General features: G+C 64.4%; 19 protein-coding genes. All 19 read left to right on the top strand.

Annotation, left to right across the window (positions count from 1 at the left end):
• Window positions 1–17: 17 nt before the first annotated feature.
• The gene (locus tag FOY56_RS21235) at window positions 18–728 is read left to right on the top strand and encodes a hypothetical protein (protein ID WP_146348165.1); all 711 of its coding nucleotides are present in this window, start codon (window positions 18–20) and stop codon (window positions 726–728) included.
• On the top strand, window positions 725–1,483 hold the full coding sequence (locus FOY56_RS21230; protein WP_146348164.1) for a hypothetical protein: 759 nt from the start codon (window positions 725–727) through the stop codon (window positions 1,481–1,483). The genes FOY56_RS21235 and FOY56_RS21230 overlap by 4 nt, the downstream gene beginning before the upstream one ends.
• Window positions 1,480–2,814, top strand: a complete 1,335-nt coding sequence (locus FOY56_RS21225; RefSeq protein ID WP_146348163.1) for a Pvc16 family protein — start codon at window positions 1,480–1,482, stop codon at window positions 2,812–2,814. The genes FOY56_RS21230 and FOY56_RS21225 overlap by 4 nt, the downstream gene beginning before the upstream one ends.
• Window positions 2,811–4,727 carry an ATP-binding protein gene (locus FOY56_RS21220; RefSeq protein WP_146348162.1) on the top strand — a complete coding sequence of 639 codons (1,917 nt, stop codon included), beginning with the start codon at window positions 2,811–2,813 and terminating at the stop codon, window positions 4,725–4,727. The genes FOY56_RS21225 and FOY56_RS21220 overlap by 4 nt, the downstream gene beginning before the upstream one ends.
• Window positions 4,724–4,981, top strand: coding sequence for a hypothetical protein (locus FOY56_RS21215; RefSeq protein ID WP_146348161.1), 258 nt, complete (start codon window positions 4,724–4,726; stop codon window positions 4,979–4,981). The genes FOY56_RS21220 and FOY56_RS21215 overlap by 4 nt, the downstream gene beginning before the upstream one ends.
• Window positions 4,978–6,732 (top strand): eCIS core domain-containing protein, encoded by a 1,755-nt coding sequence (locus FOY56_RS21210; protein ID WP_146348160.1) that lies wholly within the window; start codon window positions 4,978–4,980, stop codon window positions 6,730–6,732. Before FOY56_RS21215 ends, FOY56_RS21210 begins: the two co-directional genes overlap by 4 nt.
• Window positions 6,729–8,219 (top strand): eCIS core domain-containing protein, encoded by a 1,491-nt coding sequence (locus FOY56_RS21205; protein ID WP_146348159.1) that lies wholly within the window; start codon window positions 6,729–6,731, stop codon window positions 8,217–8,219. The genes FOY56_RS21210 and FOY56_RS21205 overlap by 4 nt, the downstream gene beginning before the upstream one ends.
• 78 nt (window positions 8,220–8,297) lie before the next feature.
• Complete coding sequence (locus FOY56_RS21200; RefSeq protein ID WP_146348158.1) at window positions 8,298–10,535, top strand: eCIS core domain-containing protein; 2,238 nt, start codon at window positions 8,298–8,300, stop codon at window positions 10,533–10,535.
• A 28-nt stretch (window positions 10,536–10,563) separates the two neighbouring features.
• Window positions 10,564–11,223, top strand: coding sequence for a carbohydrate porin (locus FOY56_RS21195; protein ID WP_146348157.1), 660 nt, complete (start codon window positions 10,564–10,566; stop codon window positions 11,221–11,223).
• Window positions 11,220–11,579 (top strand): hypothetical protein, encoded by a 360-nt coding sequence (locus FOY56_RS21190; protein WP_222435016.1) that lies wholly within the window; start codon window positions 11,220–11,222, stop codon window positions 11,577–11,579. The genes FOY56_RS21195 and FOY56_RS21190 overlap by 4 nt, the downstream gene beginning before the upstream one ends.
• 7 nt (window positions 11,580–11,586) lie before the next feature.
• A complete protein-coding gene (locus FOY56_RS21185; protein WP_146348156.1) occupies window positions 11,587–12,714 on the top strand; it encodes a hypothetical protein in 1,128 nt (375 codons plus the stop codon).
• Window positions 12,711–13,220, top strand: coding sequence for a phage baseplate assembly protein V (locus FOY56_RS21180; protein ID WP_146348155.1), 510 nt, complete (start codon window positions 12,711–12,713; stop codon window positions 13,218–13,220). The genes FOY56_RS21185 and FOY56_RS21180 overlap by 4 nt, the downstream gene beginning before the upstream one ends.
• A 16-nt stretch (window positions 13,221–13,236) precedes the next feature.
• A complete protein-coding gene (locus FOY56_RS21175) occupies window positions 13,237–13,557 on the top strand; it encodes a hypothetical protein (protein ID WP_146348154.1) in 321 nt (106 codons plus the stop codon).
• 5 nt (window positions 13,558–13,562) lie between these two features.
• A complete protein-coding gene (locus tag FOY56_RS21170) occupies window positions 13,563–13,925 on the top strand; it encodes a GPW/gp25 family protein (RefSeq protein WP_146348153.1) in 363 nt (120 codons plus the stop codon).
• Entirely contained in the window at window positions 13,922–16,486 is a 2,565-nt protein-coding gene (locus FOY56_RS21165) for a putative baseplate assembly protein (RefSeq protein WP_146348152.1), read from the top strand. The genes FOY56_RS21170 and FOY56_RS21165 overlap by 4 nt, the downstream gene beginning before the upstream one ends.
• Window positions 16,483–19,278, top strand: a complete 2,796-nt coding sequence (locus tag FOY56_RS21160) for a putative baseplate assembly protein (protein ID WP_146348151.1) — start codon at window positions 16,483–16,485, stop codon at window positions 19,276–19,278. The genes FOY56_RS21165 and FOY56_RS21160 overlap by 4 nt, the downstream gene beginning before the upstream one ends.
• On the top strand, window positions 19,275–21,458 hold the full coding sequence (locus FOY56_RS21155) for a hypothetical protein (RefSeq protein ID WP_146348150.1): 2,184 nt from the start codon (window positions 19,275–19,277) through the stop codon (window positions 21,456–21,458). Before FOY56_RS21160 ends, FOY56_RS21155 begins: the two co-directional genes overlap by 4 nt.
• A gap of 18 nt (window positions 21,459–21,476) precedes the next feature.
• Entirely contained in the window at window positions 21,477–24,872 is a 3,396-nt protein-coding gene (locus FOY56_RS21150) for a DUF6519 domain-containing protein (RefSeq protein WP_146348149.1), read from the top strand.
• A gap of 23 nt (window positions 24,873–24,895) precedes the next feature.
• A complete protein-coding gene (locus tag FOY56_RS21145) occupies window positions 24,896–25,435 on the top strand; it encodes a hypothetical protein (RefSeq protein WP_146348148.1) in 540 nt (179 codons plus the stop codon).
• Window positions 25,436–25,646: the final 211 nt, after the last annotated feature.

Here is a 25,646-nt window from a genome sequence, read left to right as displayed (position 1 = left end):
CCTAAAGGATCAAATGGATGGAACGTGGACTAAGCGCAGAGGCCGTTGTCGCCGCCTGGGAAGCGGGCCTGCGCTGTGGGCCGCTCGATCAGGCCCTGACCCTTTTGTGGGCTGGTGGCCAGGGCAAGGTCGCCGCCGACCTGCCCCTGACCGAAAGGGACCGGCGGCTGCTTGAGCTGCGCACGGCAACCTTTGGTCCGGGGCTCGACTGCATGGCCACCTGCCCGGAGTGCGGTGTCGAAGTTGAGTTGTCGCTGGACGCCGCGATGCTGGCCGGTGCGCTGGCCGGTGCGCTGGCCGCGCCCAAGGGATCCGCCGTCAGGATCGGAGAGCGTGATATCACACTACGCCCGTTGACCAGCCGGGACCTCGCCGCCGCGCAGCGTGTTGAGTCCGCAGCGTTGCCGGGGTTTCTCCGCGCTCGGCTGGCCCCCGACAGCGGCCCCCTTGCCGAGACTGAAGCCACAGCGCTGGATGCCGAGATCGAAGCGCAGGCCGCTGCGGCCGAGACGCTGTGCCAGCTGTCCTGCCCGGACTGTGGCAACAAGTGGCGCGAAGCGTTCGATATCGCCACGCATTTCTGGTCCGAAGTCGAAGCTGCCGCATTTCGGACGCTTGGCGAAGTCGCCGAACTTGCCCGTGCCTATGGCTGGAGCGAGCCCGAAGTCCTGGCCCTCTCGCCCGCGCGGCGGTCGATCTACCTGCGCCTTGCGCGCGACGGATCATGACCGCGCTCACCCGCCTCCTGGCCCGGGCGACCGGACATTCCGCCGCCGGGCTACGCCCGCGCCTGCCCGCACGGTTCGAGACGGGCGCAGGCGGTGTCACCGGCGGCTTTGAGACCATCACCGAAGAAACCATGGCCAACCCTGCGGTTACAGCAGCGCCTTCAGCGCCCGCCGATACATCCGTCCAGCAAGTCGAAATGCCAACGCCGCAGACATCAGCGCCCCCCGACGCCGGGCCATTAAACCGCCGCCCGACCCCCGCGCCTGACAGGTCGCCACGGTTGGCGTCTGATCCCGAACCCGCGCCGCACACGGAACCGCCATCGCCGCTTTTGCCGGAAACCGCGATCCGCCGGGACTCGCAATCGGCGATGTCACCACCTGACACGACACCCGCCAGTGAAAACCATGCGCCGACCACACCAGCCGAGCTTCCCGATCCGCCGCCACAGCATCGCCGGACCATCGCCCCGACACTCGGCCCGCCACCCGAACGGCTTCAACCCGTGGCCCCGGCAGACCCGCAACCCGCCCCCCATGACGTGCATTTTGATCAGGCGATGCCAGGACCCACCCGGCGACGCGCCAGCGCCGACACCGCTGCCCATGCCCCACCCGACATCACCGTCCATATCGGTCGCCTTCACGTGGTCGCCCAACCGGCCAAACCCCGCACCGCGCCCGAGCGCCCCCAACAGCGTCGCGCCACCGCAACGCTTGGGGACTACCTGCGTGGCAAAGGGGATGCGTCATGAGCAACGTGCTTGCCATCTCGGCCGTGACCCAGCTCCTCAAGAGCCTGATCCACGACGCGCTGATCGAAGGCGACGCGAGCCAGATGCTTGGGGCGGATTTCTCGGTCACCGCCCTGCCCCCGGACCGGGTGGTGGTCGAAGCCGGCGAAGCGCAAGGTAACCAGCTGAACCTCTTTCTGCATCGGGTCACGCCAAACGCGGCGCTGCGAAACACCGATCTGCCGACGCGCGATTCCGGTGGCCGTTTGTCCCGGTGCCCACGGCTGGCACTTGACCTGCACTACCTTCTGACCTCGATCTCGGGCGATCAACTGAATGCCGAGATGCTGCTTGGCTATGCAATGCAGCTGTTCCACGAGACGGCGATCATCCCCCGCGCCGTGGTGCGCAATGCATTGTCGGCAACGGTGGCCGGCGACGCCAGCCCACCGGCCGCCTGGTTCGAAGATGCCGTTCGCCTTGCCGATCAGCTTGAGTTGATCAAGATCACACCGCGTACCCTGTCGATGGATGACATGTCGCGTATCTGGACCGCGCTTCAGACCAGTTATCGCACCACCGTCGCCTATGACGTTTCGCTGGTGCTGATCGAACGTGAAATCCCCACACGGCCCGCCCTGCCGGTGCTCAGCCGCGGCGGGTTGCGTGATTCGGAGACACTGCGCGATCCCGGTGTGACGGTACTCCCCGACCTGTTCTCAGGTGTCCCCACCTTGTTAGAGGTCGAGCCGTTGGATGGCCAGCAGGTGATGCGGCTTGGCGGGCGGGTCGCGCTGAATGGCACCGCGCTCGACAGGGGCACGGCCACGGTTCATTTCACCGAGACCGATACCGGCCGCGTCCTTCGGCTTGCTCCGCTTGCCCCGTCCCAGCCCAACCGGGTCGTGTTCGAGTTGCCCTTGGGGCCGCCGCGTGCGCCGGGTGATCCGCTGGAAAACACTGGAAACGATCCGGGCGCATGGCGGATCGGGGCGTATTCCGTTGCGCTGCATGTGCTGAACGCCGATGGGCGCGAAATGGCGACGAATGCGCTACCGATTGCGCTGGCGCCTGCCGCGACCGCCGTCGCCGCTCCAAGCGCGGGCGGAACGACGATCACGATGACCTGCGCACCGCAGATCCAACCGGGCCAAAGCATTGCGATCCTGCTCGGTCAGGACATGGAACTGGTCCCATCCCCGGCCAGCCCGGTCAGTTCGGCCGAGGCTGAATTCGCCGGGTTTTCTTCGGGCGATGCAGTGCCTGTCCGGCTGCGCATCGACGGCATTGACAGCCCGGTGATCGACCGGATGGCGGAACCGCCGGTTCTTGAAACGGTGACGATCCCATGACGCTTGAAACCCCCATCCCCGACACGGTCGAGGCCGCAACCCAAGCAATGCGCACCGCATTGGCCCGCCATTGCACAGCGCTTGCCGACCGCGTGGCCGACCCTTCGGCGCTCTGCGGTGCCCTGCCACGCGAGACGGCCAAAGGTTCGGCGCTGGAAGCTGCGTCCGGACTTTTCCGGCTGACTCCGGTCGAGCGTGATCTGCTGTGCCTTGCCGCCGGTCCCGACCTTCATGCCGGGCTGGCCGACGCCGTCGCCAAGGTAACGGGCGGGGTGCGGGCAGATGTCTCTCTCGCAATGGCGCTGTTCGGCGCAGCGGCCTGGACCGCGCTTTGCCCTGCGGCGCCCCTGCGCAGCCACCGCCTGCTGACGGTCGAGGGCACCACGCCGATGTTGCGCGCGGGGCTAAGCGTGGACGAGCGCGTGCTGCATTTCCTGATGGGGCTGACCTATCTGGATTCACGGCTCGAAGGGCTGATTCATCCGATGCCTCGACCCACTGCCGCGCCGGTCGGCGCAGCTGAAAAAGCCGCGCACGAAATCACCCGCGCATGGGACAACACCGGCAGAATTCCGGTACTCTTGCTGGCCGGGTCTGACCCTGCGACCATCCGGGCGGCGCTGGCCGCAGCGGCGGCGAACCTGGGCCTTTTCCTTTTCCGGATCGCGGCGTGCGACATCCCAACCGATTGGGCCGAACGCCACGCCCTAGCCCTTTATCTCGACCGCGAGCTTGTGTTTTCAGACGGAGCCATTCTGATCGAAACCGGCGAGACCGGCACCGAGGCGGCACGGGCGCTGGCCGACCTGCTGCGCGGCCCCACCGTAATCGCAGGCGAGGATCCCGAGCCGCCCGAGCGGGCACCGCGCTTGCGGATCGAGACCCCCACCCCCGATGTCGCCGAGCGGCGTGCGATCTGGCACGACGTGCTGGGCTCCCCCAAGGCCGCAGCGCTTGGCCCGACGCTCGAGAGGCTGGCAGGCCAGTTCGGCCTGGATCGCTCGGGCGTGCTGGCGGCGGCCGACATGGTGCCACCGGATGCAGCGCCTGACACGCTGTCACCCGCGCTTTGGCAGGCTGCGCGCGTTCAGGGGCGCAGGCGGCTTGACGGGCTTGCCCAGCGCATCGAGTCACGTGCCACCTGGCATGACCTTGTGCTGCCCGCACCGCTTCTGGCGCAGCTCCGCACATTGGCCATGCATGTCCGCAACTCATGGCAGGTGGGCGAGGTTTGGGGATGGCGCGAAAAAAGTCCGCGTGGCCTGGGGGCGGCAGCGCTTTTTGCCGGGGCGTCGGGCACCGGCAAGACGCTGGCCGCCGAAGTGATCGCGGGCGAACTGGCGCTGGATCTCTACCGCATCGATCTGAGCCAGGTGGTCAGCAAGTATATCGGCGAGACCGAAAAGAACCTTGCCCGTGTCTTCCGCGCCGCCGAGGAAAGCGGCGCGATCCTGCTGTTTGACGAGGCTGACGCCCTCTTCGGGAAACGCTCCGAAGTCAAGGACAGCCATGACCGCTATGCCAATATCGAAGTGAGCTATCTGCTCCAGCAGATGGAGGCCTATCGCGGCCTTGCGATCTTGACGACCAACCAGAAAAGCGCGCTGGATCAGGCGTTCCTGCGCAGGTTGCGCTTTGTCGTGACCTTCCCCTTCCCCGATGCGCAGGCCCGGGCCGAAATCTGGGCGCGCATCTTTCCTGCCGCCACGCCGACCTCGGGCCTTGATCCACAGCGGCTGGCACAGCTGAACCTGTCCGGCGGTGCGATCAGATCGGTTGCGCTGAACGCAAGTTACCTTGCAGCCGAGACAAACGGGCCGGTCAGCATGGAGCATCTGCTCGCCGCCGTAGAGCGGGAATACGCCAAGCTTGAAAAGCCCTTTACCGCAGCCGAACGGAGGACGATCGCATGACCCGCCAGCGTCTCCGCCTGACGATTGATGCGCTGACCGTCGAAGGCGGGCGGATGTCTCAGCGCGCGCTTGCCCACGCCATCGAAACGGCTCTGGCAGAACGGCTGGCGAATGCCACGACGCCCTTGCGGCCCGAAGGCGGGGCGCTGGAACGTGTCGATGCCAGCGCGCACCCTGCCCCGCAAGACCTCCATCCCGAGCCTGCCATCGGTCGCGCGGTGGCGGCAGCCGCACATGGGGTGCTGAAACGATGAGGGCGCGCATTCCCGATATCGCCGACCCGGTCGGCTCTGCAGTCCGCGCAGCGCTCGCCACGCCGGGGCGCAGCCCGGCACAGGACACGCGCCGCGCGCTGGAAACGCGGCTGGGGGGTGATCTGGGCCGTTTGTCGGTTCATCAAGGCCCCGAAGCCGACCATGCCGCCGACCAGCTTGGCGCACGCGGCTTTGCCGTGGGACGTCATGCGGTTCTTGCGTCGCGTGCCGCGCCCGAAACCCTGGCGCACGAAGCCGCCCACGCTCTTCAACAGAACATGGCCGAACCGCGCGGAACGGTCCCGATCCTTCCCACCACGGCCCCTGCCGAAACAGAGGCCCGATCTGCCGCCGCTGGCCGCGGAGCTGTCCGCGGCGGACATGCCCCGTTTCTGGGGCGCGACCGGGTCAGCCCCGGACGGCTTGAAGACGTGCATCGCGGTGTCCGTGTCGAAGGGCCGTCACGCAGGACATCCTCGGGCGCGACGGCACCCCGGCTTGCCTGGGTGGCCGGAGATTTCAACACCGCCGGCAGCACTGCGCATCTGATCCATACCGAAGCCCGCCAACACCTGATGTCGCGCCCGAGCCCCACTTCCAGCGGCGGGCCGACCAACGATACGAACCTGGATGCGGATGCCCTGATCATGCATCGTCAGGTTCTGGATTACTTCCCCCAGATTCCCACGCCGATGTCCGACACGGATCTGCAGAACCGCGTGCACCTGACCACTTCAACTGCAGCCACAGGCAGTAATACGGGTTTGCGGGACTGGACCAACAATTTCATCGGCACGCTTTCGACATCGGCCAATCAGTATCAGATCAACTTTTCTGACAGTGATTACCGCGCAATGGTCACCGACCTGATCACTGACGCCGACACCCGGCCTCGGATAGCGGCGCGTCTGGCGCACCATGCCGGGTTCGCCATGGGCACCGGGCTGGGCCGCTCGATCTTTGTGCACCCAAGGGTCAGCGCGACGCGTCGCCAGCTGACCCTGATCCACGAAATCATCCATGTGTACCGGCACGACGCTTATCAGACCTGGGTGGACGCCTCTCTGGACGAACTCCACTATAATGAAGGGCTGACAGAATGGCTGACACGTCGCGCCATGACAGCCGCTCAGTTGGCCCAGCGCGGATCCAGCAGTTATGACGCGCGCGTGAACACTGTGCAGTCGCAGATCGCGCAACATGTGTCCGAGGATGGGATCGCACGTGCCTTTTTCCGGGGCGAGGTCTGGCGTCTGGAAACGCGCAGCGATGAGGCGCGATCGGCTTTCAGGACACAGACGGGAATTTCCGCCGGCGGGACGCGCGCGCAGGAAATCTCGGCCTCGCGCAGCTCGGGTGGCTATTTTCAGACTGTAAGGCCCCAGAACCACTATCGCTTTATCAAGCTTGGCGTGGATGAAGCCCGCCCCAAAACACGCCATGTCGAAGCGTTCCGCGAGGTGAAGCGCGATCATCTTGACCTTGAGCCTGCGCGCAGGGTTCGGTTTGTGGGCCATGCATCCGGGCCCGGCAGCGAGGCACATAACAACGCCCTGTCCGAACGGCGCTCGGTCGCATTCTATCGCATGGCGCAGCGGGTCGGGTTGCCCTGGGCCCGGCTGGCCGATGCGGACAACCCGCCCCATTTCGGCGAGGCCCGTCCCAGCGTCACAGAAACCGATACTGACCCGATCACGCGCGCGATGAACCGGCGGGTGGATATGTTCCTTGTCGATGGAGGTGGGCCATGACCCGTTCCGCCCTCCAGTCGGTTTTCGACGTCACGCCTGCGCATCCCGCCCCGATCCAGCGCGCCGCCTGTCCCGCATGCACCACCGAGGACCGCATGGCCATTCAGCCCAAATTGACGCTGTCCCGCCCGGGCGACTCCTATGAACAGGAGGCCGACCGTATTGCCGAAAGGGTTGTTTCAACGCGGCCGATGCCGCTGACAGGGCCTTTGCCGGTCTCTCCTCTGCTACAACGCCAGCCTGCAGAAGAGGACGAAGAGGAGCAGGAAACGCTGCAGGCAAAGCCCGCAGGCGGCGTGCGCAACTCCGGGGCTTTGGGCCATGCCGCAGCAGCAGTTGCGTCCGGCGGACGGCGAATGACACCAGCCGAACGCGCGTTTTTCGAACCAAGGTTCGGGCGCGATTTTTCGCGCGTGCGCCTGCATGATGGCCCGCGCGCGGCAGAGGCGGCCCGGAACATCGGCGCGCGGGCCTACACGCTTGGCTCTGATATCGCCTTTGCCGCCGGGCAATATGCGCCCGACACGCACACTGGCCGCCGCCTGCTTGCACATGAGTTGACCCATACTGTCCAACAGGCCAGCACCGCCGGAACCGTTCATCGCGTCGTTCAGCGTGATCTTTCCATCGAACCGACGCATCGGGCAGACCCGCAGAGGCGACTGTCAGCCGGCCAGGTGCGCCGGGCGATCCGGTTCAACACCAACCGGTACGATCCCGACAGCATCAGGCTGATCCAGCAAGTGGTTGGCGGCGATGCGACACCACAGGGCGCAATGACCGAAAGTATCGTGAGGGCCATCGCGATCCTGCAGCGGGATTTCGGCCTGCCGCAGAATGGCCAGGTCGGCCCCCGAACCTTTGCGCTGATCAGCCGTCTTAACGGGGCCAGCAGCGCACCGACCGGGCCAGGCGATTGCCTCACCCGGTTCAGCGTGGCGACGGTGAACAATTTCCAGGCGGAATATACCTCCAACCCGGTAGTACGGGACATCCTTGCCCGGTTCATCGTGCAGGCCCGGTTTGAACCGCGGTGCCGGTGCCAGGATTTCCAATACCGCCAATACATCTGCGGCACCGTTTCCCGCCAACCACCGCCAGTGGCGATGGGGGGTCCGGCGGTGCAGACCCCCACCCCTATGAACGGAGCGTTCTCGCGCATTCCGGGTGGACGTTTGCCGCGCTGTGGAGGGGCGATCACCCACGAGGACGGAGACACGAGTGCAGGGTCCGGAGTCGGGCCGAATTACGGCCACCGCACTCAGGGCCAAGGGTCCAATGACCGTTATCTGCCGAACCGCGCCAACGGGTGCGAGTATCGCGGGTATGATGTGGTCGGCCTGCGCAACATCAGTCTTGCCGCCTTTATCGGGCACACCTATCGCTTCGACCTGCGTTTTCGCGGCGAGATCATCCAGCAACATCAAGGCGCATCTCGGCAAGTGGCCGAACGGCAATGGAGGCTCAGACGCAATGTCACCCTGTAGGCGCTTCATTGGATCGGTCAGGTCGCGAACCGTACGAAATGCGCCCCATTTCGCCAATTTGTACGGGGTTCATCCGGCATGACCCGCGCGGCCCCCATACCGGCCCCCGAGGCCCTGCCCGCCACCGCGACGATCCAGCGGGCCTGCGCCTGCGCGGGCAAGGATACCCCCTGTCCCAGTTGCGCCAGCGAGGACCGCCTGCCGATCCAGCCCAAACTGGCGCTTGGGCGTCCGGGCGACCGGTATGAACAAGAGGCCGACCGGATCGCCGAGACCGTGACCGCCGCGCGCCCGACGCCGCTAACCGGGCCCTTGCCAGTGACACCACTGATCCAGCGCCAGCCTGTGGAAGAGGAAGAAGAGGAAACCCTGCAGACCAAATCAACCGGCTCGGGCACCCCCACATGGGCGGCGATCACATCCGCCTCCGCCGCAGTCGCAGGTGGTGGGCGGCCCTTGTCGCACGATGAGCGAGGCTATTTCGAACCGCGTTTCGGGCGAGACCTGTCGGCGGTCCGCCTGCACGAAGGCGCCCGGGCCGGGGCGGCGGCGCGCGGCATCGGCGCCCGGGCCTATGCTCTGGGCCGCAATATCGCGTTCGCCCCGGGCCAGTATCACCCCGAAAGCCACGCGGGCCGCCAGTTGATGGCGCATGAGATCACCCACACCATCCAGCAGGCGGGCGCACCCGCCCTCTCTCTCCAGCGGACTGAAGCGGGTGGCACCTGGGGCGGGTTCTGGCGCAATATCGGGGCGGCTTTTTCGATCGGTGCGTATTTCTCGGACGAAGACCTGGAAGCCTATCTGGACCAAATCACCGAACTTGGCGGGCCTGCGCTTGATTACGACAGTGACAACAAGGCTCTGGAAATCGCCAAACGCATCAATCAGGACTTCCCGCTTTATGGCCACGAAGACACGGTAGATCTGCGCAAGATACTGATCCTGGACATGCAGGACGGCGCGACGCTGGGCGATGAAGAAAGGGCGATCCTTGGCCTGCTGACCTCACTTGACGCGCTTGAGGTGATGGAGCTTTTCCGCGGCCAGAACGCGCTCAGCGTCGAAGACCTGCGCTCGGATATCGATGGCGACAATCAGGAGACGCTCGACATGTTCCTGAATGCGATGGGCCTGTCCGCCGAAGGGCTGGAAGACCGTGCCGCCGACGAAAACTGCACGCCGGACGAACGCACTGCTGTCCGGCAATCGATCAGGCTGAGCCAGACTGATATCGACGCGGCCATCGGGCACTTGCAAAACTCGCCCCAGGCCTCGCAGGTCCGGCACAGTTTCTTTCTGGCCTTCCGCGTGGACACGCCATCCGGCGACCAGATTTCAGAGATGACCGCAAAGCTTCGGGCCGTTCGCCAAGGCACCGAAAACGCGCATTACATCTGCGATCATGGCGAGGAAACCTCGAGCATGTGCCACCGCCGTGCCCGGGGCTATTCCTCGGTCGGGCCAGGCGGGCGCGGGATCGGGCTCTGCTTCATGTCCCAAGCGACTCCCACCGGCGAGGCCGCCCAAGCGGACAGCGCAGAGACCGAAGAGCCGAGCCGTGAAGAAGACCGGTTCAACCTTGCCGCCGAACAGAACGACGCCGTGCGTAGCATGCTGATCACCCACGAGGCGGCGCATTTCTATCTGAATGTCGACGACAACGGCTATTTCACCGACACCTGCCACGAGACGGATTTCGCCATGACCTGTCTGAACGGCACGCAGGAAAACTGCGGCACCTCCGGGCGCGGGCCGGACGACCGGTTCGACAACGCCGACTCCTATGCCTGTTTCGTGCACTACCTCGCCCGTCTGGCTGATCTCGGCCAGCCCGGACAGGAACGTGAGGAAGAGGAAGACACCGCCGAAGAAGGCGAAACGCTGGAACAACGTGCCGAGGCGCTTCGGGGCGGGAACCTTGGTCTTCGGGTTCATTATCCCGGCGCCCTTATCGACGTCGGGCACACTATCTATCTGGCGAATGATGAAGCATCCGAGACCATCGTTTTGATGGGCGAGCCCGAGAACAGCGGCTTTTCGCATGAATGGTCGCTTCACGCAGGAGGTGAGACCCTTCCACTCACGGAAACCACCACCAACCTGGGTAACGCCGGCACCTTCGCGACTATTTATAACGCCGCCACGGTGCCGGAAGCCACCAAGGCACGGCTGCGCGAGATGGCCGAAGACGGCACCGAGCGCGGCGAAATCGTGGTCCGCAGCACGATCTATCGCGGCGCCCCCGAAACGTCGCAAGTGGAGACCCGGCTCAGGGTCAATTTCCAGACCGAGTTTGAGGAGTTCTGGTTTTGATGAGGATGAACGAGGAGCATAGAACCCGATGACCGGCTTTCCCCGATCTCCGAAGCTGACCCGGGCAGGACTTGTCCTGATCGAGCCTGAAAGCGGCGCGATGACCCGCACCATTGCCCTGCAATACGCTGCCGAAACGCTGACCCGGTCAGTCAAGGCGCAGGCAGTCGAGTCCGAAGGCGACCGCTCGCAGCCCTTGCGGCTGACCGGACCTGCGGTCGAAACGATCAGCTTTGACGCCGAAATGGACGCCACCGATCAGCTGGAATTCCCCGATCAACACCGGGCGGCGGTTGAAACCGGACTGCTGCCGGCGCTTTCGGCGCTCGAGTGCCTGGTGCAACCCACCGTTGCCCAACTTGAACGCCAGAACACGCAGCGCAAAAACGGCAGTTTCAGCATAACGCCTGCCGAGACCCCACTGGCGCTGTTTGTCTGGAGCCGCAGTCGCGTCGTGCCGGTCCGGCTTTCTGAGATATCGATCACCGAAGAGTTCTTTGACCCGGCGCTGAACCCGATACGGGCCAAGGTGAGCCTGTCACTGAGGGTGCTGAGCGTGGACGACCTGGGCTTTGATCATAGGGGCGGCGGGCTGTTCATGGCCTATCTGCAAGGCAAGGAAGCATTGGCCGCCCGTGCGACGTCCGGGCAGCTGGGTGACCTGGGGCTGGAAGGAGTGCCATCATGAAAAATCCGATTCAGGCCATGTTCGAGGCGGGCGTGGTTGAGCAGACCGATTTCCCACCCGAAAGCCGCTATCACGGGATCCGGCGCACGCAATTCACCGGGGCGGATGGCGTGCCGATTCCATTTCTGAAACGCCGCTTCTCTCCGCCACCCGAAGACTTTGCCCTGCGCCATGTGAGGCGCACGAAACAGGGCGAACGGCTGGATCAAATCTCGGCCGCCGAAATCGGCAGCCCCGACATGTTCTGGATGCTTCTGGACGCGAATGGCGCGCTCTGGGCCGAAGATCTGGAGGCCCCCGACACCGAGGTCCGGATCACGTTGCCCCGCGGCGTACCCGCCGCCGAAGAGGAGTGACACAGGCATGATCAAGGGCATCGACCTTACTGTGCTGTTCGGTCCGGGCATCCCTGTCCCGGCTCCGGCCTCAGTGGTCGAAGCCCTGCAATCGGTTTCCATCGAAGAGAACACGGGCGAGACCCAAAGCGGCTTTGATCTCACTTTTTCGGTCGAAAAGGACTCACCGCTCAACACCATCTTTCTGCTATCGGGCGGTGCGGCCCTGCCGATCATGCGCGTGGCACTGATCGCGACGATCAACGGACGCGCAACGCCCCTGATCAACGGCGTGGTCACGCGCACGCAGATGTCACCGGGGTCCGCCGGATCACCTGCGCAATTGCGCGTTCAGGGTAAGGATTTGACCGCAGCGTTGACCATCGCGGATTTCTCAGGCCTGCCCTATGCTGCCATGCCGCCCTTTGCGCGCGTTGGTCTGATCCTGGCGAAATACGCCTGGCTCGGGATCATTCCGCAGGTCATCCCGTCGCTGGAGGGACCGCCCCTGCCCACCGACCGGATGCCGCGCCATCAGGATACCGATCTTGCCTATATCCGGATGCTGGCGCGCGAGGCGGGCTATACGTTTTTCATGAAACCGGGGCCCGCGCCCGCGACCAGCTTTGCCTATTGGGGACCGGATATCCGGGTCGGCGAGGTGCAGCCCGCGCTGACCGTGGAGTCGGGCAGCCCGACCAATGCCGAAGAGCTGAGTTTCACGTTCAACAAGGACAGCACCGAAATTCCGATCGTGTTCATCCAGAACCCGCAAACCCGCGCGCCGATCCCGATCCCGATCCCCGGCACAATCCCCTTCATGCCGCCCTTGGGACTTGTTCCGCCCCTTCCCCCAAACATCGCACGGCTGCGCGATACCGCGCGGCTTGATCCGATGCAGGCGCTGGTCCGTGGGTTTGCGCATGCCGCGCAGCATTCCGATGCGGTTTCGGGCAGCGGACGGATCGACGTTCTACGCTATGGCCGCATCCTGAGGGCGCGAGCGCTGATCGGGGTGCGTGGCGCGGGCGCGGCATTCGACGGGGTGCATTATGTGGACAGCGTCACCCACGAGATACGGCGCGGCAACTATACCCAAAGCTTCACCCTGAAACGCAACGGGCTCTTGCCCACACAGGCATCGGTGTCGGCATGACGGAACAATACTACGGCAAATACCGCGGAGTGGTGGTGAACAATGTGGACCCGATGGTGACAGGCCGCATTCAGGCGATCGTGCCGGATGTGTCGTCGGTGTCTCTGACCAGTTGGGCCATGCCCTGCCTGCCGATGGCCGGAATCCAGACCGGCGCTGTCGCGATCCCGCCTATCGGCGCCGGTGTGTGGATCGAATTCGAACGCGGCGATCCCGACTATCCGATCTGGACCGGTGGCTTTTTCGGCTCTGCCGCCGAGATGCCGGCTTTGCACCAACTAACGCCGCCCGGGGTTTCGGCGGTCACGCTGCAGACGATGCTTCGAAACGGGGTCACGGTGACGGACCTGCCCGGCCCGACGGGCGGCATCGTGATCAAGACCCCCGGCGGCGCGTCACTGATCGTGAACGACACCGGCATCTACATCCAGAACGGTCGCGGGGCGTCAATCACGCTGGTTGGCCCCACTGTCACCGTCAACAACGGCGCGCTGACAGTGATCTGAGGAAAGGAGACCACACATGCCCGGACCCATTCTGCATCTCGGCGCAACCGTCACCTGTTCCCATGGAGGTCAGGCGGTGCCAACGGCCCCCTTTGCCCGCGTGCTGGTGTCGGGTCAGCCGGTTGCGACGCAGGCCGCACCCTGGGTCGTGGCGGGCTGTGCCTTTGTACCGCCTGGCGGAAACGGGCCTTGCGTGACCGGCACCTATGTCACGGCGGCCACCCGGGTTCTTGCCGGGGGGCAACCGGTGCTTTTGATGGACAGCATGGCGACCTGTTCACCGACTGGCACGCCGCTGATCCCGGTGCAGGCGCAAACACGTGTGGTGGGGAGCTGAGAGAAATGCAGATTGATTTCCCATATCATTTTGACGGCTCCGAACGCACGGCGCGGGCGAGCGAGGCCAAGCATATCCGCGACATGATCGAACAGATTCTGTTCACCAATCCGGGCGAGCGGGTGAACCGGCCCGAATTTGGGGCCGGAATTCTGCAACTGGTCTTTGCCGCTGCAAGCCCCGAAGTGGCGCCCACCGCCGAATTCATGATCCGCGGTGCGCTGCAACAGCATCTGGGCCAGCGGATCGAGATTCACACCGTCGCCATCGAGGCCGGAGACGCCCTGCTGAGGATCCGAATTTCCTATCGGTTGCTCGGCAACGAGGCGAGCGAACAGGCCGAATTCGAGTTGGAGACGGGAACATGATCTATCATTGCTGCGATCCCCGCCGACGCGAACTGGTTCTGGCGAACCCGCCGCACAACGGCATCGACTTTCTCGAGGTTCTGGATGGCGACGTGCCCGACACAACGCTCCGCCAACGCACGCTGTTGTTGCGCTTTCTGCGCCCGCCCCCCGCGCTTGGCGTCGAAAACCTTGAGCTGGAAGGCGGCGAACGGATCACCGATGTCGACATCTCCTGGGTCACCCCGGCGGACGTCCCTGACACCACTCTGACCGAAAATTGGCTCGAAGACCTGCTGAACAAGATGACCGCCGAGGCCCAGGCCAATACGCTGGTCATCCGCACCGAGTCTCATGGCGATCACGCGACCTATACGCTGAGATTGGTGAAACCGACCGACACGCTGTCGCCCCCTGATGGAATCGACCGATTGCTGTCGCAGATCGACTTTTCCTTCAAGGTCGAATGCGAGACCGAATTCGACTGCGCCCCGCGGATCGACTGCCCAGAAGAGCCGGGCGAACGCCCGGTCATCAGCTATCTGGCCAAGGATTACCACAGTTTCCGCCGGCTGATGCTGGGACGGATGGCGCAGATCATGCCCGACTGGAAAGAACGCAGCCCCGCCGATCTGGGCATCGCGATGGTTGAACTGCTGTCTTACACTGGCGACCGGCTGAGCTATGCTCAGGATGCGGTGGCGACGGAAAGCTATCTGACCACGGCGCGGCGGCGATCCTCGATCCGGCGGCACGCGCGTCTTGTCGACTACAGGATGCACGATGGCGGCAATGCACGGGTCTGGGTTCAGCTGCGCGTATCCGCCGAGGTGACGGCCACGGCCAGCGAGCTGCAGTTTCTCACCCGCATCCCGGGCTTTGATCCGGTGCTGGCCCCGGATCTTCGCGACCGTGCCTTTGATCGCGCCCCCGAAGTGTTCGAGCCGCTGCATGGGAGTACCTTCTATCCCGGACATAACACGCTCGATTTCTATACCTGGGGCAGTGGCGAGTGCTGCCTTGCATCCGGAGCCACGCGCGCCACGCTTGCCGGGGACTACCCCGACCTTGCACCTGGCGACATTCTCGTCTTTGCCGAACGTGTCGGCCCAAGGACCGGTCGGGCGGCAGACGCTGACCCGATGCGCCGCCATGCAGTCATGCTGACCGCCGTGCAGGCAGGACTGACCGATGATCTGCCGCTGGAACCCGGCGCCCTGCCCGCACCGATCACGGAAATCCGCTGGGCTGCCGAGGATGCACTACCTTTCCCGTTTTGCCTGTCGGCCACGCTGGACGATGCGGCAGGCGGTGGGACGGTGACCGAAGTCTCGCATGCGCTTGGCAACATCGTACTTGCCGATCACGGGCGCGGCGTGACGGGCGAGCTGCTCGCCCCTGTGCCCCAGCCGCACCTTAGCGTCGTCCCCGACGCCACCGGCGACCCTTGTGATCGTCCCGATCCGGTGCCGGTGCCGCCCCGCTATGCCCCACTGCTGGCCCTGGGCCCGGTCACTCAGACAACCGTCACCCGCGATGCCGACACAGGCGACACGGTGCCTTATGACCCGCTGGTGGCTCGATCAGCCTATTCCGCCCTTGCTCAACCGCTTGAGGCGCGCGCGCCAGCTATGTCGCTGACCGATGATAGTGCGGCCGGTGACAGTTGGCAGGCACGGGCGGACCTTTTGAACTCCTATCCCGAAAGTCGGCATTTCGTCGTCGAGACCGAGCGCGACGGGCGCGCAAGATTGCGCTTTGGCGATGACGTGAACGGGCGGCGACCAAACGCCGGCACCGGTTTTACCGTCGCTTACCGCGTCGGCAACGGGACGGTTGGTAACGTCGGAGCGGGCGCCATCACCCATGTCATCACCGACAAGGGCGGGATCGACACAATCACCAACCCGATGCCTGCAACCGGGGGGATCGCCCCCGAGAGCATGGAAGAGGTGCGCGCGGCGGCGCCCTTTGCCTATCGCCGTCAGGAACGCGCCGTGACCGAAGCTGACTATGGCGAGATGGCCCGCCGTCACCCCGACGTTCAGCGCGCGGTCGCCACGTTTCGCTGGAACGGGCATGGACACACGGTCTTTGTCACCGTGGACCGCTTCGGCAATCGCCCGGTCACGCCAGAATTCCGCGCGGAACTGGTCGAATTCCTCGATCGGTTCCGCATGACCGGATACGACCTTCGGGTCGACGCGCCCCGCTTCGTCGCGCTGGAACTTGCCCTGTTCGTCTGCGCCGGTCCTGATCATTTCCGCAGCCAGATCAAACGCGAAGTGCTGGAGGTGCTGGGCACCGCACGTCTGCGCGACGGTCGCGCCGGGCTGTTCCATCCCGACAATTTCAGCTTTGGCGATTCCTTGTGGCTAAGCCGGGTTTATGCGGCGGTGATGGGTGTCGAGGGTGTCACCTCGGTCAAGGCCACAACCTTCCGCAGCCGTGGCACCACCGCAACGACACCCCTAGCAGACGGGGTCATAGAAATGGGCCGGCTTGAGATCGTCCAGTGCGAGAACAACCGGAATTTTCCTGAACGCGGCTCTGTCGCGGTCACCATAGGAGGAGGCAAATGAGCGAGCCACCGATCCGCATCGGAAACCCGGACCGCGCCGCAGACAAGCAGGACAGCTGCGGTTGTTGCGAGGGCGTGACTCTGTCCACGACCCGGCCCGTCACCAACCGGCCAAGCCTGAGCGCGATTTCCTATCGCTCCGGGGACCATGCAAGTTTCAAGGCTTCCATGATGGCGCGACTGGCGTCGTCGTCACTGCCCGCACTGGCCCGGCTGGGCACCCGCGACAACGATGATTTCTCGCTCGCGCTGATCGACGGCTGGGCGACGGTGCTTGACGTGCTGACTTTCTACCAGGAAAGGCATGCGACCGAGGCCTATATCGGAACCGCGACCGAACGCTTTTCGATCAACGAAATAGCGCGGTTGATCGGGTATCGCCTGCATCCGGGATCGGCCGCCGAAACCGATGTCGTGTTCCAGATGGAGGACCCGCCGGGCGCCGAGCCGGATGTGGAAAAACTGACCATTCCCGAAGGCACCCGGATCCAAAGCCTGCCCGGCCCCGATGAAGACGCGCAGGTGTTCGAAACGCTGGCCGATCTGAACGCCCGCGTTGCCTGGAACAGGATGCGGCCACGCCAGAACAGGCGTGTTGCGGTGGATGCGGGCACCGCAAAAGGAACCTGGCTTGCTGGTCAGGCCACGGGGTTGGTGCCGGGGGACGCGGTCGTAATCGTCCATCCGGACCGGTTGGTTGCTGCGTCAGATCTATGGGCGTTCCGACGCCTGACCAGGGTCGAACCCGATGCCGATCTCGACCGCACCCGGATCGAGTGGGAGGATGCGGTGAGCGGGATAAGCCCTGTTGGCGAACCCGCGCCCGTCCACAAGGTCTTTGCGCTCAGACGGCAGGCCTCGCTCTTTGGGTATAACGCGCCCCTTCCGGCAATGCTGCACGAGGACACCCGCGAAGCCTTTGGCTATACGGACGCAACCGGTGGTGTACCTGCCAATACGCCCTCTCCGATCATCGGTGACATTGGTGATTTCGGCGACTGGGATTTTTCCTATCAGCAATCAGATGCCCGGATCGTTCTCGACACGGTCCACAAGGAATTCGTCAAGACCGGCTGGGCGGTGATGACCGCCCCTGGCGTCGCACCCCAGCTTTATCAGATCGACAGTTCCGAAACGGATGCCGAGGCACGCTATGGGATCAGCGGGCGTGCCACCGCATTCGACCCCGATCTTTCTGGCTGGGTCGCGGAGTTCGCTGGGACATACCGCCGGGTCACGATCTATGGCGGCAGCGAAGAACTGGAGTTGGCCGATGCGCCCGAGCGTACATTCCTCGTCGGTACGACAGTCGCGCTCGACACGAAGATCCCCGATCTGCCCGAAGACCGGGTGGTGTCCCTCAAGGGGCGCCGTGCGCAAGTCGAGATCGCTGCATCCGAACTGACGGTTCAGCGCCTTGATGGCAGCACGGATGACCTGCCCCGAGACACCCGGATGACCGTTCTGCTGGTCCTGTTCTTCCCGCTGTTTCCGTTCTTCGGAGGTTGGCTGATGACCGATCCTGACGGAAAGCTTGCTTTTGCCTGGTCCTGGGTCTGGGATTTCCGCATCGTTCCTGCGGATGCCAACACGCCGACGATCACCCTGCGAAACGAGGTGGCGGAAATCGATCAATCCGATCCCCTGCGTACGGTGCTGACTCTCAAATCCACCATCTTCCAACCTTTGGATCGGGCCAGCACGGTGATCCACGGCAATGTCGCCCGTGCCTCGCACGGCGAAAGCGCATCGGAAATTGTTGGCGCGGGCAACCCAGCCCAGCCGTTCCAGCGGTTCGCCCTTAAACAAGCGCCGGTTACGCATCTGGTGGCTTCGACCGAAAACGGTGTGGCCTCGACATTGAAACTCCGGATCGACGGGGTGGAATGGCAGGAGGTGCCGGATCTCTATCAGCGCGGCGCGACCGCGCGGGTGTTTGCAACGACCTTGTCAGATACCGGCGACACGACGGTGCGCTTTGGCGACGGGGTATCGGGTGCACGCCCGCCTGCAGGCCGCGACAACATCGAGGCAGAATACCGCAAGGGGCTGGGAAGGGCTGGCAATCTGCGCGCCGGTCAGCTTTCGCTTGCCATCGACAAGCCATTGGGCCTCAAGGAGGTCGTGAACCCCTTCGCCGCAACGGGCGGGTCGGATGCCGAAACCGAAGACGCCGCCCGGCGCAACGCGCCAATCTATACCCTGACGCTGGGGCGCGTGGTGTCGATCACCGATTACCGGGATTTCGCGCTTGGCTATCCGGGGATCGCACGCGCCGACGCACGCTGGATCTGGCAGGGCGAGACCCGCCGCATCGTGGTGACCGTTGCAGGAGATGACGGTGCTGCGGTGCCCCAGACCGGCCCCTTGTTCAAGGCGCTCAGGGATGCCTATCGCGAATATGGCGATCCGCTGGTGGAGTTTGACCTGCTGTCCTTTCAGTCCGCCAAATTCCGCCTTGGGTTCAAGGTTGCCGTGGACCCCGCGTATGAGACTGAAACGGTGCTCGAAGCGGTCGAAACCGCCCTGCGCGCGGCCTATGCATTTGGCAACCGGGATTTCGCCCAGCCGGTCGCGCTGGCTGATGTCGCGGCCAAAGCCCATGAGGTGGCAGGCGTCGTTGCAGTGGATATAGACCGGCTTTACCGCGAAACGGGCCCGCAATCCGAGGTCACCGACCATATGTTGCTTGAATCCCGTACAGGCCGTTCGAACTCCGAAGGGACTCTGTTCGCGGCCGAGATCCTGACCCTTTCGGATGCGCCCTTCGATCTGTTGGAGGTAATGTCATGACCCGGATCACACCCGAGGCGCTCTATGGGCTCATGCCTGCGATCTACCGGATCAAGGACGCCAACGAGGGCGAACCCCTGCACGCCCTGGTCTCGGTTCTCGCCCGCGAAGGCGCGGTGGTCGAAGAGAATATCGAGCAGCTTCTCGATGACCTTTTCATCGAGACCTGCGCCCCTTGGGCGGTGCCCTATATCGGCGGGATCGTCGGGTACAAGCCGCTTCATTCCGTCGAGGGGCTGACTGCGGGCAGCCGGGCCGAAGTCGCCAACACCATCGCTTATCGCCGCCGCAAGGGCACCGCCGCAGTGTTGGAACAACTGGCCCGCGACGTGACCGGCTGGCCCGCCAGCGTGGTAGAATACTTCCAGCGCGTGGCCTGCTGCCAGCACATGAATGTCACCCGGCCCGAGGTCCGGACCACCGCTGATCTGCACAACCCGCTGGACCTGGAAAAGCTGGGCACGGCGTTCGACATGGTCGCCCGGTCGGCAGACGTGCGTTCGATCACCCAAAGCCCCGGACGCCAAAGCATCGGCGGGCGGCATAACCTGCCCAATATCGGGATCCATCTCTGGCGTTTGCAGGCGATGCGGCAAACGGATGTGCCGACGACCCCGGTGGGGGCAGATGGTCGGCGGTATCTGTTTGATCCGCTTGGAGCGCCCCGACAACTAACAAACCGGCAAGAGGCCGAACGTGAGATCACTGCGCTTGCCGGACCTGTGAACGTGCCCGGCGCAGTGACCCGTCGCATGCTGAACGCGCGCCCATCTGCGTGGGTCCGGGGCACGGAGCCGGGCGGGCTCAAAGCCTTTGACATTTTCATCGATGGCGCGGCGCTGAGCAGTGACGACATCGTGGCCTGTGACCTGTCCGATGACGGAGCGGGCTGGAACCATTCGCCCCACGCCGCCGATCCGGTCGGAAGCAACCGACCGGTGCGCGTCGACCCGGAGCTGGGGCGGATCGCCTTTCCAGAGCCGCCCGACGGCGAGGTGCGGGTAAGTTTCCACACCGCCTTTCCCGCCCCCATCGGCAGCGGCGAATACAACCGCGCAAACAGCCTGCCCCCGCCTGACGGCGCAGGCACTCTGATCTCCTATCCCAATGGCACGCACGCGAACTTGCAGGCCGCGCTGAACGCCATCGGCCCCGAAGGCGGCATTGTCGAGATCACCGAGAACGACATTTACACCGCGCCCGCCACGATCACCGCCACCGAGGGCGCCGAGATCGGGTTGCGCGCCGCTGACGGGGTCCGCGCCATCCTGCGTGGGTCCGCCCCCATCGAAATCAGCGGGGCAGAGGACAGCCGTGTCACGCTGAATGGTCTGGTTCTGGACGGATGCCCGCTGCATGTGCTGCCTGATGGTGACGACGTTTCGCTTGCCTCGGTCGACCTTGCCCATGTCACGCTGATCCCGGGACTGTCCTTTACCGCCGCCGGACGGCCCGCCACCCCCGGCGCCGAGAGCCTGCGACTGGAAACAACGGGCGTGGAATTGGGCATCTACCGATCGATCCTGGGCCCGATCCGGATGACGGACACGACAAACCTTGAAATGGAAGACAGCATCGTGGACGCCGCCTTGGATGATCCCGCCGACAGCGCCGAAGGGCTGGCCATTGCCGGGCTTGGCGGCGAGGACACCGCCGCTGGTGCGCTGACCATACTCACCTCGACAGTGATCGGGCGCGTCTTTGCGCGAGCGCTGCCGCTGGTTTCGGATGCGATCCTGTTTGCCAGACCGGCAAGCCCCGATGCGGCACCGATCCGCGTGCAGCGGCGTCAGGAAGGATGCCTGCGGTTTTCCTATGTGCCCCATGGTTCGATCACGCCGCGGCGGTTCCGATGCCAGCCACAGCTGGCCATCGACGACGCCATCGCAGCCCGCGAGGCTGATCTTGGCGGCCCGGTGCCACAGGTTGAACGCGAGCTGATCCGCGCCCGCATTTTACCTTGGCTGGTGCCGTCCTTTACCGCGCTGTCGGCAAGCGCACCCGCCTATGGCCAACTGAGGCGCAGCGCACCCGCGCAGATCCGCAAGGGTGCCTCGGACGAGAGCGAAATGGGCGTCTATCACATGTTGTACGAGCCACAGCGCGAAACGAACCTGCGCATCCGGCTTGATGAATACCTCAGATTCGGCCTCGAGGCGGGGCCGATCTTCGAAACCTGAACCAGGAGGGAACCAAAGATGAGCGGCGACTACAGCAAGGACAGTTTTGAAGCGCTGCGAGACTTTGCCGGGGTATTCCTGCAGCAGGGTCGCCCGGTGCTGGACTCGGACTGGAACGAGATGGTGAAGCTGCTTGAGCGGCGCATCCGCGCGGGCACCGTGGACACCATCGGCCGGGCGGTGGTGCCGCTGGAAACGGAAAACGGCTTTCATATTCGTCACGGAACGGACGGGCTCGAAATTGGGCTCGGGCGGATTTACCTTCATGGGATGCTGGTCGAAAACCACGGGCCAGCCGATTTCGCCGCCAGCGGCGAGGCTGGGCTGGACGCGCCGGTCTTTGATCGCGGCACCGGAGACGAGATCACCGATCCTCTGGGCGTGTTCGACGAAATGGTTTCGCCGCTTGAAGGCTATCTTGCCTATGAGGCCCAGCCCTATTGGCCGACACCCGAAACCCTGCCCGAGGACGGCGGGCCGTACCTTGCCTATCTTGTCGGCTGGCAGCGCGAGGTGACGCCGGTCAAGGATCCGTCGCTGCTTGACCCCGCACTTGGCGGCGTCGACAGCGCGACGCGCTGGCAGACGGTCTGGCAGGTGCGCCTGCTGGGCGGCATCGGCGACGGCGCGACCTGCGCGACCCCCGAAGAAGACCTTATCGGCTGGGATGCGGTCATGGCCCCCTCGACCGCGCGTCTGACCACGAACACGGCCGATGTAGACACGCCCGAAGACCCCTGCCTGGTCCCCCCGACCGACGGCTATACCGGGCTTGAGAACCAGTTTTACCGGGTCGAAATCCACAGCGTCGGCCAGCTCGGCACTCAAGAGGACGCATGGTTCAAGTATTCGCGTGAAAATGCGTCGGTCGCAGCAGCCATCGAAAGCTTTGGCAGCCCGGCGAACACGATCATCGTGCGCACGCTTGGCCGGGACGATCTGTTGCGGTTCCATGAAGGCAGTTGGGTCGAGATCACCGACGATCACCGCGAATTCAACCATCAATCGGGGCAGATGCTGAAAGTCACCAAGGTCAACGAGGATACCCGCGAGATCGAGCTTTCGGGCACGATTGATGCCGACCTGATCCCAACCGATGCCGGTGGCGACACCACCAGAACGCGTCATTCAAGGCTGATCCGGTGGGACCAGCATGGGACGATCCGGCAGCAGGACGCCGCCGGGAACTGGATCCCCTGGTGGGATCTCGACGCTGATAACGGCAGCGCGCCCGACGGGGTGATCCCGGCCCCGCCCGCTGGCACGGTCCTGCTGTTGGAATCGGGGATCACAGTAGAGTTTTCGACGGGCACAGGTCCGGGCCGTTACAGAGAGATGGACGCCTGGAGTTTCTGGGCCCGTACCGCAGGCACCCAGATAGAACCGCTGTCCAACGCGCCCCCCGATGCCGTTCAGCGCCATTACACCCCGCTGGGGATTGTCACCTTCCCGGATGTGCCGGTAGACGATTGCCGCACCTTCTGGCCCCCGGAAATCGTGCCTGGCGAGGGGTGCGCCTGTTCGGTCTGTATCACGCCCGTGTCACACAATTCCGGCAGCCTCACCATTCAGGACGGTATCGACCAAGTGGCCGAACAGGGCGGCGGGACCGTCTGCCTGGATCCCGGTCGCTACAGTCTGAGCCAAACGATCACGATGGAAAACCTCTATGGCGTGACGCTCAAAGGTCATGGCATCACCACTGTGCTGGACTATCGCGGCGCAACAGACAGCGCGATCGAGATCACAACCAGCATCGACGTCCGCATCGTGGATCTTGCCATCCTTGTCGAACCGGAAAGTGCCGGATCGACCGCCGCGGGCCCGGCACCAGCCCATGGTCTGACCGCGCGCCACACCGCCACTCTGGCGCTGCGGCGCCTCGCCATCGTTATCGGCGCTACCGGGGACGAACGGCAGGATCACGGGATCGAGCTCGAAGGTTTGGTTCTTGCCGCCAAGATCGAAGAATGCCTGGTGGCCGCGCCTTTTGCGCTGGGCTCACTTGCCGCAATCGAAGGGCTGTCCAAAAGCGCCGCCGCCGCAGAAGCGGATGACCTACCGGGATGGCTGGCCCTGGGCGAGGTACGCCTGCTCGACAACGTGTTCTTTTCCGGACGCACCGCCGTCCGCCTGGGCGGGCTTGCCTTTGGGATGTCACCGACGATCATCGCCTGCAATCTGCTGACGGGTATCGAATCCGGTGTCGCCCTGGACTGGGCCGAGATGCCCACCGGCGGCACATCACTGGACAGCAACAGCATCTTGTCCAGCGGCCACGCCGCGATCGTCGGCGTCAACGAATTGCGGGTAGAGAACAACACGCTCAGCGGCGGCCCGACAGGCGGCGACGGACTTTTGCTGATCCCGAACGTCGTGCCCCAAGCGCCCCTTTCGGCGCAGGTGATCGGCAACCGCATCTCGGATCTGGGGGGCGTGGGGCTGCGGATCAGTGCCAATTACGACCGCTTGCTGATCAAGCGGAACATGATCCGCAATTGCGCTCTGGCGGGTATCAAATCCGAAGAAGGATATCTGGGGCGTCACCTTTCCCTTGAGGACAATGTGATCAACAACATCCCGGGCGCGCCGAACGGTGCGGGGGCTGCGGGCATCGCCATCCTTGGCGTTCTCGAAGGTCAGGCGCGCGGCAACTCGATCAGCCTGATCGGCGCCCAGATGCCCGACGGGTCCTTGAATGCCGGGATCGCCATGCAGGGGATCGTCGCCATGGCCATCGAAGGCAACGCGATCTACCAAATCGGCCCAGACAGCCCCGAAGCCCAGGCATGGGGTGTCGTTGTGCGCCCGCCCCTGTTCCAACTGGGGGTGACCGGCAATCGGATCGACGGCGCCGCGACGCAGACCGACGAAGCCAACGCGTGGCAGGCGATCGAGATCGGTCTTGCCGAGGATATCGAGGCGCTTGGCGAGGGCGCGGACCTGCCCAGCTCGTTCACCGGGGTCGAAACCTCGATTCCCGGAGCAGGCGCCGAAGCGATGGCCTTTGCCGAGGTCGACGGCACCCTCTATGCGATCTCGCGGGTGGATGCCCGCGCGGTCGTGCCGTCGCGCCCGGTCCAGGTGTCGGTCACTGGCAATCAGGTGATGCACTTTGCCCCTTCCCTTGCGCCACCCGTCGCCATCGCGGTGCGCGGGACAGCCGCCGTCGATCTCAGTCACAACCAGCTTGATCTGATGGGCGGGTCCAACTTGGCCGCGCAAGTCGCGGTGTCGTGCAACAGGATCACCGCCAGTTCCAACTCGATCCGCCACCGGCGCGACGACGGGCTGTCGCTGCTGCTGTTCGCGGGCGCTACGACGCCCATCGGCAACATCACATCTGGCAATATCCACATCGCGCCGGGCGGGCTTCAGCCGCCATTCGATGCGCTGAACATCTTGAATGCCTGACCCGCAACAGGAGGGAACGAGAAATGGCAGACAAAATTGCAAAACTTGGACGCGAACGCAGCCTGCAGACGCTGGCCCAGCGCCTTTTCGTGATCGACGGGCCGGACGCGACCGCAAAACTCCGTCACGCCGAAGCAGCGCTCTTGCGCGCCAATCCGGATCTTGCAAAAGCCGACGGGTTTTCCTCGGGCAAGCCAGTGGTCGTGCCGGGCGATATTGGACTGGCGGCAACCGACCGGATTGAAAAAGCCCGGGAAAGCGCGTCGGGATTGCTTGATGAAACGGGTGTGCGACTTGATCTGGCAAGCAAGGCGTTTGCCCAGCGCTTTGACACCGCCGGGCGCGGAGACGCGGCCAAACTAGAGAAAATTGCAGACCGCACCTTTGTCCAGAAACTGCAAAAAGCCCTGCCCGAGACGGCCGCTATCCTGCCCAAGACGCGCGAGACGCTGGGCAAACGCGCCGAAGAGGGTAAGGATCGCGCCGAGCGGTTCAGTAAATCCATCGCCGAAGCACAGGAAAAGCTGGCCGCCCTGCGCGCCTTGGCCGAGCGCCAACGCTAAAGCGTTACGCCCCCTCTTTGGGCGGGATGCAGATCTTAGCCAGTGCGCGAATGGATTTTCAAAAAAGGTATTGTCACGATGGCGCGACGATCGGCCTGACGGCAGCTATATGCACCGCATCTTTGCGAACCTCATCCGTCCGTTTCGATCCCATGTCTTGTCTCTTTTGGTGCCGCAAATACGAACAAACGAACGGCACCAAACCACAACA

This window comes from Falsiphaeobacter marinintestinus, assembly GCF_007923355.1.
Lineage (GTDB): Bacteria > Pseudomonadota > Alphaproteobacteria > Rhodobacterales > Rhodobacteraceae > Phaeobacter_A > Phaeobacter_A marinintestinus.
Note: the sequence above shows the minus strand (reverse complement) of the source record. Positions and strands in the feature narration are given on the sequence as shown.